The following is a 12369-nucleotide window of genomic DNA, read 5'->3' as shown; positions in this document are numbered from 1 at the left end:
CCTAAACGTAAGATGAGTAGCTATCCTTGATCAAAGGCCATTCTTCGCTCATGTAACGATGAAATCGAGCCTGACAATCTGCATCTTCCGAGACGAAGCCTTCAGGAATCGAGCGATACTCCGCTCCAGGGAGAAAGTCATTTTCCGTTCGCGCAAAGTGAAGGGGTATGTGGTCGAAATTTCGGAGTCCGACGCTAATACGCGGCTTTTCCATCGTAGGAACACGATGCCGCAAGCGAATATTATCAAATAAAACCAAATCCCCTTCATGGAGCCGTGGGCTGTAGACATGATGGTGCTTGTGATCGATCAACTCCACCCCTTTGCCCTCGTTTTGATTTTCCACTACTAAAACACCAACGAATCGAGGCAAGATTCCCTCAATCAAGTTAAACTCAATGCCATCTTGCTCTTTGTCAGCACGGAGGTACTCGCCATCAAAATGCTCACCCACTGGCTTGCTACCACTAAAATAATTCTGATAGTTGAGAAGGCTTCGCGACCCTGGTGCTACCTTGTGACCCGTTAACTCGCTAAGGAGTCTGTTTTGATCCTGCAAAAAAGCATCAATCTGCTGATACTCTCCATGCTCAACCTTGGGGAAAGAGCTTTGACCTTCGGATATCATCATCGCATGGCTGACCCGTGAGTCGCTGGTATCTGATGGATAGACGCTATGCTTCAGAAGCTCCGTCTCGTTATAAAATTGGTCGATAAGCGATTCAAACTCCACTTTCAAAGCTTCCAATTCATGCTTTCTGTAGTACGAATCGAGCTTTACATAACCAAAGCGTTCTAGGTTCTCTCGGTGTTCCCTGGCGAGCAAGTCTGCCTCCTTTAGGTAAGTCGGGTGATACCATTGGTGTCAGATAGTTACGGCTAAATGGCCCAAACCTTATCACCAGGCTACCTCTAACAACAAGAATAATTATTTCATTTGTTCCATCCAATTTGTGTAAGGGCTTTTGACATTTGGACCATCGACCTGATTGAAGTGTCCTCTCTCTAACTCCCCTTAATAGCATCTTTTGTGGCATGGCAGCTTACAGTGAAGAATTACCATTCCGTAAGTATCCTTACCGAATACTTTTAAGTAACGATGATAAACCATAAAAACCCATGCCTTAAACGTCAGTTTTTTTGCCCTAAAGACAGGGTCTTAGACTGACGAACCTAAAGATGTTCATCAAAGGAGCGAACCCATGTTGCATCTTGCTGTGCTTGCCGCCACCTTCTTGTCCTGTGTCAGCTTTGGGGCCGAGCGAGAGACCTTTACACTAAATCAGGAACCTTGCCTCCTCTGTTTATCTCCTTCCTGAGGGCCGAACACCCCTTGATATAGAAACTGTGAGTCGATCTGAAAAATTTCAGCTCAATCAGGCCAACAATCTCAGTTTTGGTTACACAAAAAAGCACTATTGGCTCCGCTACACCCTTGAGAATCCCCACAAAAAAAGTCGCAGCCTGATTGTTCAAGTTGATTACCCGCTCATTGACACCATCGACTTCTACCAACCTGGGAGTGATGGCAGCTTTAAGCAACTAAGATCCGGGGACAGTCAGCCCTTGGAAAATCGCTACCTGAGACATCACAGCTTCACCTTCCACCTGGATATTCCACCAAACTCGCAGAAAACCTACTATATGAGAGTCGGATCAACCAGTACGGTTACGATTCCCCTTCGGCTATGGGATGATACAAAGTTCGTCAATCACATGAATATTAGCAGTAAGGCTCAATGACTCTACTTTGGCTGTATCATATCAATCCTGCTTTACAACCTTTTCCTTTACGCATCTACAAGAGATAAAACCTATGGTACCTACGTTCTGTTTCTCGCGAATAGCATGTTCTTCTACTTGGCATGGACAGGAGTAGGCGCAGAGCATCTCTGGCCCGATTCAAGGTGGCTAGCCCAAAGAGCTTGGCCCGTATCTGGAGCCTTGCTTGCCGTGTCGATCTACCTTTTTCAGTATCATTTTCTAGGCATTAAAAAATATCGTAAGATTACCAATTTCTATTACTTTCTCATTGCACTAAACCTTAGCTTCTTTGTCATGGCCTTTAATACCGAACTGTCGATCGCCCAACGAGTCGGTTTCTTTACAGGCTTCCACTGCGGGTTTGTTTCCTTTTCAGTCGCAGTCTACCTGGCAGTTGTCAAAAAAAACCGACAGGCTATCTTCTTCGCAATCGCTTGGACTGGGTTCCTCTTAATCATTGCCCTGGGAGGAGCCTCTTCCCTTGCAGCTCTTGATATCTCACCAACAGATACAGCTAAGGCAAGTCAGTTTGCATCAGCTATGGAAGCGATTCTTCTATCTTTGGGTCTAGCTGATCGAATCAATATGATGAAGAAAGCTCAATTGGAACAGTCGCAGAAGATTATTTCAGGGCTCGAAAAGATTGGAACCCTAAAGCAAAGGCTTGAAGCCGTTTTAATTTCTACCAAATCTATGACTGAGACCAAAGACTCCGAATCTGCTTTGGCCGCTGCAAGCCAGTCGATTCAAGCGGAATTAAGGTCCATAGGAATCAAGTCGATAGTATTCGAAGAACTGGCCAAAGACGGTTCGAGTCACATTAAAACATTAGCAGGCGATCCAGCTATTGCAAGTAATGTCTCAGTGCAAGCCAAGACGTTCACCGCCGAGGAACATCGCGTCATCGCTCCCATAAACTGGAAGGGCCACAATTTCGGAACCATGACTGTTTACTTCACCCCTGAAAGTCAGGATGTTCAAGATGAAGATCTATTCTTCCTCGAAAACACAACACAGTCTTTAGCCCTAGCTCTCCAGAATATTTACTATCAGGATAACCTAAAGCACTTGGTTGACGAGCGTACTGCTGAACTTAAAACGGCTCTGGTTCAAGTGGAAGACCGCCAGAGAAAGGTTGACGATATTCTCCAAAATATTGAGCAAGGGATCTTCACCATCGATGCTGAGACAAACATTGGCGATGAATATTCGACTCACCTGTTGGATATCTTCAAAGTTAACTCAACCGATATGAAAACGATGCAGTTCGAAGATTTGATTTTTCGCCAAACCCGAATCACAGGGGATCAAAAATCATTAGCAATGGAATCGATCCGCGCAGCTATTGGCAATGAAGACCTTTATTGGGATGTGAATAGCCATCATTTTCCTGACAAAGTGGTGAAAGTCTTTGAGCGAGACAAACGCCATATCGAGCTTGAATACAAGCCGCTCTGTAAAGACGATCATGTAGACCAGATCATGGTCGTTGCGAAAGATATTACCGACAAAATCAAACTTGAAGAGAAACTCCAAGAAGAAGAGGAAAAGAAACAAGAGTTCCTCAATATCTTGTCTCGATTAGTGAGTTTAGACAAACACAGCTTGAACGGATTCTTTGTGGAAGGCGAGAAAATTATCGTTTTAGTCAATGACAATCTTAGTGGCACCTTTAACGAATCTACTGTATTCCGCGCGCTCCACACACTCAAAGGCTTAAGTCGGGCTATGAAGTTTTCTCAGCTTGCTGAAGCGATTCATATTTGCGAGGGTGAACTGGTTTCAAGCGAGCATAGCTCACAAGAAAAGGCTAGCTATCTCCGGCCCAAGTTTAAGGCTGTGGAAGATACATTCCATAGTTTTTTTCAAGTTTACAATCAAGTATTCGGCACGGAGATGGACGATCTTTCGTCCTGGAACCTAATGCAATTCGTGGCTGAAATGGTTCACGATAGGATTGAGAGTATCCGCGCTGCCGGTACGACTTTGGAAGACATCGCTGTTCGCGACCAAGTGGTTCATTGGAATATGGAAATCGTGAGCGAGCTGCGTCACATCCTAATCCACCTGATCAATAACTCCATCGATCATGGATATTTACTCCCAAGGGAAAAGAATGGCTTCACCCGTGCCATTAAAATGAGTTTGGTGGCTTATTGCAAGGGTGATGACATCATCATTACCTTGGAAGACCACGGATTTGGTATCGATGAAGAAAAAGTGCTCCAAAAAGCTAAAGAACGGGGTCTTACAATTGGAAAAGAGGATGCCCTCAATGTGATATTCGACGACGGTTTCAGTACATCTGAAAAAGCGACGATGACAAGTGGTCGAGGCGTGGGTTTATCTGCGGTGAAAGAAAAGGTCGATGGACTAGGTGGACATATCGATGTGGAGTCAACCTTGGGCCGTGGAACAAAATTCCTCATTCGGATTCCCAAAGCACTCGCGGTCGATTTGGATAATTCATTGGTCAGCTAGGCAGTATTTGTGCATCGATGGCTTCTTATTTTTCTAATATCCTTTTATGAAATAGCAGCGTTGGCTATTTCAACTCCAGTTTATCGCCTCGATCAGCTCCAGCAAGGCCCAATCAGCCTCGATCAAACTTGGGCAATTTGGAAAAACCAGTACATAGAACCCGCCAAGGCCCCGCTCTCCGTAGATCAAGCGGATGCAATGCAATCAGGAAAGCTTGAATGGCGATATAACCTTGACGACTCAAGTATTCGCCACGCAAGTTACTATACGCGAATCGAGGTAGAGCAGATACGAGATGACTATATGATCGCTATGCCTACCATTTATAGCGCTGCGGACGTCTACCTCAACGGCAAACTTGTCTATCAGCAAGGCCAGATTGCTGGAAAAGGTCATGTCGAACACCCTACCAGGGAGTACGGTCTCATTCGCCTACCCTCCCAGAAGGTATCGCACCTTGTCATTCATAACTCAAGCTATTCCCATCGAACGGGTGGCTTAAGGAGTCTGCCTCGGATAGGCCTTGAAAATATCCTTTGGAAGACTGAAAAGCGAATCGTAACGGTGTTATCACTGATGATTGGCTCGACATTACTCATCGGGGTCTTCCATCTAATCCTTTTTTTATATAACCCCAAAGAGAAGATCAACTTTTGGTTTGGTATTCTATGCTTCTTTCTGGCCCTGCGATCAGGAAGTTACGGCAACCCAAGAATTTGGTTTGAAATGTTTGGCACCATCCCCTTTAACCTCGCCTTTCGGCTTGAATATCTAGCTACGGTGCTCTGTGTCCTATGCCTATCTTACTATTATCACCATATTTTCCCGAGTCTCTACCATAAGCGTATATCGAATATTGCGAGCCTTATTCTTGCACCATACCTGGCTATGATCCTGTTCGCACCTCCGGCCCTCTTCACGAGCTATCTATTCTATTTTCAACAGGTAGCCCTTACTTTGATCGCAACGGCGACAGTGGTACTCGTAAGAGCGACGCTTCAAGGGGATCGAGCAGCCATACCATTTTCTGTTTCCGTCATGATCCTGCTGATCGGTGCCACAGTCGAAATTGCTTTTTCTATGATGGGTTCTGTTGTCTCAGTGTCTGTCTATGCCATCTACCTCATGGTAGTTGCTCAAGCGATTCTCTTAGCCTACCTCAATCACAGGACATTGCAAGATCTACGCTACTATAAGGAACAGACCAGCCAAGCCTATAGCGAAATTCAAAAGATGGTCTTTCCCCATCAGCTTAAATTGCTGCAACAGGGTCAGAAGCTAGAGACGACTATGCCGACTGGCAAGAACCGCGGCATCGTCATCTGTTTCGACGTTATTCTCAGTAGCACCCTACCAGAACCCGTTCGCAAAAGCCTCTTTGAGCAGGTTTTCACCCAATGTTATGAACTTATGCAAAAGGCCTACGAGCCAGAAAATCTCATTGCCAACGGCTATCGCATCAAGGAAGTGGGCGATGGCTTTTACTGTTCCATCGGTTTTCCCTTCCTGCCTCCTAGCAAATTAGAGCCTGCTCACCACAGCCTCCACCTTGCCAAGCAATTTATGCAGATTTTCGATCGAGTAGTTCGCTCGATGAACGTACCTAATGGGTGTGCTATTGGTATTGCCGAAGGCAATTTAGAGGGGTTTTATCCTGTATCAGGAATTCTAGAGTACCAACTTTTCGGGGATGGCATTGTTCGTGCCAATCGATTTCAAGAAGCACGTCGTTGCCTCCAGCTAGAAACTGGCACCCACATATTGATTCTTCAAGAGAGCCTTCAGAAAGCTCTTCTCAACGAAGATCAAGGGGCATTTGTGGCAGTAGATCTGGATAAAGGAAGCTATCGTATCCGCGACAACGCCCAAGAGAACTGCTTCTATTACCAGACCCAGAGCTACGGCTTTACTTGTGAATTAGACAAAGAGGCAGACGAGCAACATAGCTCGCAGCTGCCCCAATCAGTCGGCCTATGAACCAATGATTCCGCCATCTTTTCTCGTTAAAATCAAGGTACAATCGCGAGGCACTGTCACTCCATCGAGGGGTGCTGGGAAGTTTGTGACTGATGGATCGCCATTACCTGGATGCTGAAGATTCACAAACATGGTCCGACGATCAGGGGTAACGGCGATACCCGTTACCTCATCTCCTGTAACTCCGGTGAGTAAACGACGAATCTCTTTAGTACGGGTGTCAACCACGAGCATTTGGTTGTTTAGACCATCTTTCTGGCCACCGTCAGTTTGAATGAAGAGGCGGCCATCGGGGTCGATCCAGATCCCATCGGGATCAGCAAACGATTGCTCCGTGCCGTGAGTCTCTTCAGAGATCAGAAATACCTCCCAAACAAACTTTTTGCCTGAATGCTGCTCTGTGTCCCTCCAACGAATAATATGACCATCAGGGTTTGGTGCTAGAGGATTGGCACCAGTGGCCTCGGTTCTCTGGCTATTGTTAGTCAGAGTACAGTACACATCCTGATTCGGTGCTACAGCAATCCACTCCGGTCGATCCATAGGGGTAGCACCTACCTTGTCAGCTGCAAGACGGGTGAAAACGAGAATCTCTTCCTGAGATGCAAAGTTTTCTGCCAGCACAGGTACACTCATATCAAGTGGTAGCCACACGCCGGAGCCATCTTCATTGAATCGGGCCACATAGAGGGTTCCGTCATCCAATGGATCACGACCTTCAGATCTCATCTGACGCCAGGGATCTTTGGATACAAACTTGTAGATGTAGTCAAAACGCTGATCGTCACCCATATAAACTACAACTCGGCCATCACCAGCTTCAACGACAGTGGCCCCTTCATGCTTAATACGCCCCAGAGCGGTTCTCTTCACGGGAACTTGCGTGCCATCAAATGGGTCGATCTCTACAACCCAACCAAATCGATTTTCTTCATTGGTAAAGTCAGCATCGGAAAGATCGAAACGCCTGTCATATACATGCCAGCCGTAACCAAAGCCATTTTCGGAGAAACCATAGCGTTCCTGTTCCTTACTGGGTGTCCATTGGCTTTCTCGATTGCTGGCCCCGAAATAGCCGTTGAAATTCTCTTCACAAGTAAGATAGGTTCCCCACGGCGTTTCCCCATTGGAACAATTGTTAACGGTTCCCAGGGGTATATTGCCATTTGGAGTTTTGAGCAGATCGCTTTTAGCTGCCGGCCCACTGAAACGGACTGGTGTATTAACATGAACACGTCTCGCATTCTTACTGTTAACCAAGCGCCACTGCCTGCCATAGCGTTTGACTTCGAGCACTGACACCCCATGGGCATGTTGTGAGGCTCGCACGTCGTCGATACTTTCCGGAGCGTCTTTGCCCAGCACATGGGGATTGGTGCCAAACTCGTGATTGATACATAACATTCCGTGCTTACTGCCGTAGTTTACTGCGTTGCGATAAATCTCGCGACGATCGAATGATTCGCTATCGGCACTCATCGGAAAGTAAGTCATCCCATCGTGACCAATGCCGATTTGTAGCCTTTGATCTTCTGCTGATGGCGGCCACTGGTAGGCAGGACCGCTAGGCTCGATAGGATCGCCCCAAGGAATAAAAACCTGATAGTCATAGTCCGGCGATACAGTGGGAATAGCACCATTACCCTCTGCAAGGCTTACTGGTAGAAAGTCAAGTAGCTTGCTATCTGGCCCTAGCTGCCCTGATGCCAGAGATCTTGAACTAGCTGCCGAGCTGGCGATAAACGTTCCTGCTGCGCTAGCTAAGCTTCCTTTAACTACTGTGCGACGGCTGAAGGTTCGCGCTAGAATCGTACGAAAGGATTCATTGCCTGACTGATTGCATACAGCATCATCCGATGCATCGAACTTTTGATTAGTCATCCGTAGGTCTCCCCAAAAATATGGATCTAAATGATAGGCTTTTGCTGGATGGTTATTGTATTTTTCTAAGATTGGCAAGTAGCTGACTATAAATTTTAAACAGCCTTTGTGCCTGTTTCATGCCGGCTTTAACAGTGTTTTATGATTTTTGATTGGAACGTGAGAGTTACTACTAGCCTTAAATTGACCAAAAGCTTGGCAGCGAATCGATTCAACATTCACTTTCGATGCAATTTTTTTTCCGTCTCGAATTGACGATCGATAGCCAATGATTACGAGATAGTAATTATGTATGAAAATGCAGTGCCTTTATTACTTTTGCACCCAGTTCGCCAATCTCATCAAAGATCGACGGAGCATTACCGATGATATTTATTGATGTACCGAATGGAAGGCGAGGCAGCTCATGGCTGAAATCTCTTATATCTTCGAAATGCCCCAAGAGACGGTTGAGTACCGATTGTTGTTTGATGAAGATTGGCAACTCATTGTACAACCCCAGGACAAGCCCAATTGGACAAGACTTTCCCATCATCCCTGCAAAGACTGCCCTTTGCTACAACAACCAAACTGTAGCCATTGCCCTCTGGCTCTTGGAGTCGCAGAGATACTCGAAGCATTCAAAAACGAGATATCTTGTGAGAAAGCTCTAATTACGGTGAAGGCCCCAGAACGGGAATATCGCAAGGAAACAACCATTCAAGACGGTTTACAATCGCTCTTGGGGTTAACTATGGCTACCAGCGCCTGCCCTAGAATGGCATTTCTACGGCCGATGGCTAGATTTCACTTGCCGTTTGCAAGCCTGGACGAGACGATGGTTCGTGCCTTATCGTTTTTCTTTTTAAAGCAGTTTTTCCATCATGGCGAAGCAACGGGAGCCTTCACTATGGAGCGATTCCAGGCACAGTATCGATCGGTCATCGAAGTCAATCAAGGGCTTTTGGGACGCATCCGTGATATCGATCAAACGGGAGATGCCGATCAGAATGCCATTATCATTTTGGATGGCTTTGCGCGACTGCTCCTTCTGAACTTCGACAGCGACTACCAGAGCCTCATGCGCTTCTTTCCAAAGACCGATTCCGAGACGCAAGCTAGTCCAGCAATCAAAGCAGTTAGTTAAACAAAAAAAGCCGGGATGATCCTCACAGGGCCACCACCGGCAGACAAAGGTTTTCGGAAAGGAATCTATCGAATATGCGCCATGTACTTTGCGTCGAGATTTAGTTCAGTTTGCAGAGCTTCTGGGTCTTGATCTTCATGGATATACGCAATGCTCGCCGCCGTAGCAGTTGCATAGCTCACAAGCCCAAATACGACGAGATACTTGTAAAATGATCGTTTCATAATTAACTCCCCACTGAGATGTCTTACACAAATCTTTTCGTCATCCGTCCAGCTAGACCAACGAAGCTTTCTTAGGGGAAGATTTTGGTGGAAATCAAAGGGTATATGACAGATGCGCTAAAGTTCGATACCTTGGATGCCTGGGGTTGAGGGCTCCATTCTAGAAACCGCGCTAAGTCAGGAATATGCTTGCAATCTCTGGCCGCAAATTCTAGAAATATTCTCGCCTCTTACAGAGGCCTTTTGAACTATGACCACGGTGTAGGAGTTGAGATTGGCGGCGAACAAGAAAGTCCTATTTATTGCCTTCCTAACGGTTTTTTTAGATCTCATTGGCTTCGGAGTGATCATCCCAATACAGCCATTCTATGCTGAAATGATAGGTGCTTCACCCACTTTGGTGACGATGTTGGGGGCCTCGTACTCATTCATGCAGTTTCTTTTCGCTCCCTTCTGGGGACGCCTTTCAGACCGAGTTGGCCGACGCCCCATCATTCTCATTGGTATAAGTACCAGTATCGTGGGTTACACCATATTTGGTTTTGCTGAAAGCCTCTTGGTACTATTCGCCTCAAGGCTACTGACCGGCTTTGGCAACGCCAACATTGGGGCAGCTCAAGCCATTATCGCGGATGTCACAGACGAAGAAAGTCGGGCCAAAGGAATGGGAATCATCGGAGCAGCCTTTGGACTTGGGTTCATCTTTGGTCCCGCCCTTGGTGGTGCCTTGGGCCAGGTTAGCCCGACAGCCCCGGCCTTTGGAGCCGCAGCACTTGGAGTAGTCAACCTTATCCTAGCTTATTTCCTCTTGCCTGAAACTAACGTCGATAAAGGCCAAGCCCACAGCGCGCACAAGCCAGGCCTATCTATTTCTGGCTTGAAAAATGCCAGCAAGCGCCTCAACGTACTACCAATCCTCGTGATCACCTTGCTTACAATCCTAGCCTTTGCCTTAATGGAGCAAATCGTTGGGCTCTATATAGAGAGTGCCTGGCTTCAGGACACGGCTCTCAACAAGCCTAGCATTCTTAAAGAGTCGGCCAAGATTACATCCATTTTCTTGGTTGCCGTTGGCATCACTGCAACCATTGTCCAAGGCGGTCTCATCGGACGCCTCTCGAAGCGCTATGGTGAGCGGCGGCTTTGCCAGGCTGGAGTCATCATACTTTGCGTTAGCATGTTTCTGACCCCCGTCATGGTTGATAGTAAGTCTTGGATCTTGCTCTTGCTGAATGGTGCCATGCTAGCCTTGGGCATGGGCCTCTTTAACCCATCCACAACAGCTTTTATATCCAAGTGTGTTCCTAAACGAGATCAGGGAGGTACACTGGGTCTTAACCAGTCTATGGCATCACTGGGACGTGTCATCGGCCCGGTTTTATCAGGCCCGCTTTTTGAAATAGGCAAAAAGCTACCATTTTACGTGGGGGGCTTGATATTTGTCGCTGCGGCCTTCATCGCCCTACAACTCAAACCTGCTCAAGATCCAGTGGAATAGCTCCCAGAGCACTCTGAGCTTCCTTCAGTTAGATCGTAATTGATCGTTACTGGGCTCTTGGCTCCTAAGTCTGTATCCGTATAGGCTACGCTAGGCTGGTTATCGACGATGCTAAAAGCCCACACACCGTCGTCGTTACCAGTAATATCCTTAGCAAGCCGAATGGCAGGATTATCGTCGGCATCTTGATAGTATTCAGTCTTTGAAACGTCGAAGTCTTCCGTCCCAAAAGTTTCACCACTTAGGTTGTATAAAGTGTCGATTTCAGCTCGCACGATGCGTTCATTGATTGTGCTATTGGTACCCTTGAAAGCTGAATAGGTTATCTTAATTGCGCTACTTAGTTCCAGATCAGCATAGGCCTGCTCTCCATCCTCAATATTGGTGGTGCAAACAAAAAGTGTCGAAAGATTGACGTTGAACTCACTCCCCATCACAACCAATTCCCGGTCGGGTGAAGACTGAACACCACAGCCAACGGGCCCAAGAAAAATAATTAGCGCTAGAGTTTGGCGTTTCACAGTTGCTCCCTTTCTAAAAACCTGAAGCAAGGCTGCCTCTACGCCTATTATACCACCTCATGTGAAAAACATTCAAAGTTAGGGCTAGGGGGGTAGCAATTTATAGAAACTGTAGATCGGTGATCAGGCCGGTGAGGTGATGTGTCCCCAGGCCTAGCTCCTTAGCCCCCTGGATGTGTTGAATAGAGTCATCAATGAAGAGAGTATCTTTTGGATCAAGCTGATTCTCTTGGATTACGGTTTCAAATATCTCTCGATGAGGTTTGCGAAGCCCTAGTCGATGGGAGTAGTAGACTTTTTCAAAGGCTGACTCAAATGCTTCAACACTCCCTAATGAACGCTCCATCTCCCGATAGACCTCATCCAAATGGATTGCATTGGTATTGCTAAGTAGAAAAATTCTCCTGGTTTCACCAACTGCCTTTACATGCTCAAACCAATCCCGAGGTATAGTTCCTAGCAAGGCATTCCAAGCCAGATCTAGCTCTCGATCGCTAACATCAGACTTCTGAAATAAATCCCGAAGCCCCTGGCGGAAGGCGTCGTTAGAAATTGCTCCCACTTCAATCAGATTAAAAAGATCTGATTGGCTAGCCTGTGAAAACCCAGCATGGCTACCATCGCCCATCAGCTCGCAAAACGCGTCTTCTGTTTTGCGATAATCAATTTCTAATAGCACGCCGCCGAAATCGAAAATTATATTCTTATAATTTTGATAATTTGTCATAGCACCGCTCCTAAAAACCTAGACAAACCTGGGTCCATCTAAAATTAAAGGTAATTCGCTCTCCGTTAATGTCGTTTTCTCGCGTGTAACTGGAGTCCTGGAAGGGCGGTCACAATCCAAGGGACTGCTAACTCTTCCGATGGCGGCAAGTCTATTAAGCAAGATTGCTT

Annotated in this window: 10 protein-coding genes and 1 pseudogene; 6 read left to right on the top strand and 5 right to left on the bottom strand. The window is 46.5% G+C overall.

Annotated features, from left to right (window positions below; genetic code table 11):
* Position 1: 1 nt before the first annotated feature.
* Positions 2 to 826 (bottom strand): hypothetical protein, encoded by an 825-nt coding sequence (locus B9N89_RS22855; protein WP_132323036.1) that lies wholly within the window; start codon positions 824 to 826, stop codon positions 2 to 4.
* A gap of 455 nt (positions 827 to 1281) precedes the next feature.
* On the opposite strand from B9N89_RS22855, the gene B9N89_RS22850 reads away from it, so the two are divergent.
* From B9N89_RS22850 to B9N89_RS22840, 4 genes and pseudogenes are all read left to right on the top strand, one after another.
* Positions 1282 to 1743 carry a 7TMR-DISMED2 domain-containing protein gene (locus B9N89_RS22850; RefSeq protein WP_132323034.1) on the top strand — a complete coding sequence of 154 codons (462 nt, stop codon included), beginning with the start codon at positions 1282 to 1284 and terminating at the stop codon, positions 1741 to 1743.
* A 12-nt stretch (positions 1744 to 1755) separates the two neighbouring features.
* Positions 1756 to 2331 (top strand): annotated as a pseudogene (locus B9N89_RS32310) (7TM-DISM domain-containing protein); the annotation flags it as partial.
* Complete coding sequence (locus tag B9N89_RS22845) at positions 2305 to 4245, top strand: ATP-binding protein (RefSeq protein ID WP_327355932.1); 1941 nt, start codon at positions 2305 to 2307, stop codon at positions 4243 to 4245. The pseudogene B9N89_RS32310 and the gene B9N89_RS22845, both read left to right, overlap by 27 nt.
* Positions 4246 to 4305: 60 nt before the next feature.
* Complete coding sequence (locus B9N89_RS22840; protein WP_132323030.1) at positions 4306 to 6222, top strand: 7TM diverse intracellular signaling domain-containing protein; 1917 nt, start codon at positions 4306 to 4308, stop codon at positions 6220 to 6222.
* Here the strand turns inward: B9N89_RS22840 and B9N89_RS22835 are convergent.
* The gene (locus B9N89_RS22835; RefSeq protein ID WP_132323028.1) at positions 6217 to 8103 is read right to left on the bottom strand and encodes a PhoX family protein; all 1887 of its coding nucleotides are present in this window, start codon (positions 8101 to 8103) and stop codon (positions 6217 to 6219) included. The two genes, B9N89_RS22840 and B9N89_RS22835, sit on opposite strands and share 6 nt — an antisense overlap.
* A gap of 406 nt (positions 8104 to 8509) precedes the next feature.
* Between B9N89_RS22835 and B9N89_RS22830 the strand changes: the two genes are divergently transcribed.
* Complete coding sequence (locus B9N89_RS22830) at positions 8510 to 9229, top strand: DUF6901 family protein (protein WP_132323026.1); 720 nt, start codon at positions 8510 to 8512, stop codon at positions 9227 to 9229.
* A gap of 65 nt (positions 9230 to 9294) precedes the next feature.
* Here the strand turns inward: B9N89_RS22830 and B9N89_RS31515 are convergent, their stop codons facing one another.
* Complete coding sequence (locus B9N89_RS31515) at positions 9295 to 9453, bottom strand: hypothetical protein (RefSeq protein ID WP_159455574.1); 159 nt, start codon at positions 9451 to 9453, stop codon at positions 9295 to 9297.
* A 274-nt stretch (positions 9454 to 9727) separates the two neighbouring features.
* Between B9N89_RS31515 and B9N89_RS22825 the strand changes: the two genes are divergently transcribed.
* The gene (locus B9N89_RS22825; RefSeq protein ID WP_159455573.1) at positions 9728 to 10951 is read left to right on the top strand and encodes an MFS transporter; all 1224 of its coding nucleotides are present in this window, start codon (positions 9728 to 9730) and stop codon (positions 10949 to 10951) included.
* On the opposite strand, the gene B9N89_RS22820 is transcribed toward B9N89_RS22825, so the two are convergent.
* Positions 10933 to 11472: a hypothetical protein gene (locus B9N89_RS22820; RefSeq protein ID WP_132323022.1), complete on the bottom strand. Its 540-nt coding sequence runs from the start codon at positions 11470 to 11472 to the stop codon at positions 10933 to 10935. The two genes, B9N89_RS22825 and B9N89_RS22820, sit on opposite strands and share 19 nt — an antisense overlap.
* 100 nt (positions 11473 to 11572) lie before the next feature.
* Positions 11573 to 12199 (bottom strand): HAD family hydrolase, encoded by a 627-nt coding sequence (locus B9N89_RS22815; protein WP_132323020.1) that lies wholly within the window; start codon positions 12197 to 12199, stop codon positions 11573 to 11575.
* Between the last annotated feature and the right edge of the window lie 170 nt (positions 12200 to 12369).

This window comes from Pseudobacteriovorax antillogorgiicola (assembly GCF_900177345.1).
Lineage (GTDB): Bacteria > Bdellovibrionota_B > Oligoflexia > Oligoflexales > Oligoflexaceae > Pseudobacteriovorax > Pseudobacteriovorax antillogorgiicola.
This window is presented reverse-complemented; position numbering and strand designations above follow the sequence as displayed.

Excerpts from the sequence above, each read along its gene's own strand:
- B9N89_RS22845 (WP_327355932.1), top strand. The coding sequence starts at position 2,305 with ATGGAAGCGATTCTTCTATCTTTGGGTCTAGCTGATCGAATCAATATG.
- B9N89_RS22835 (WP_132323028.1), bottom strand. The coding sequence starts at position 8,103 with ATGACTAATCAAAAGTTCGATGCATCGGATGATGCTGTATGCAATCAG.
- B9N89_RS22830 (WP_132323026.1), top strand. The coding sequence starts at position 8,510 with ATGGCTGAAATCTCTTATATCTTCGAAATGCCCCAAGAGACGGTTGAG.
- B9N89_RS31515 (WP_159455574.1), bottom strand. The coding sequence starts at position 9,453 with ATGAAACGATCATTTTACAAGTATCTCGTCGTATTTGGGCTTGTGAGC.
- B9N89_RS22815 (WP_132323020.1), bottom strand. The coding sequence starts at position 12,199 with ATGACAAATTATCAAAATTATAAGAATATAATTTTCGATTTCGGCGGC.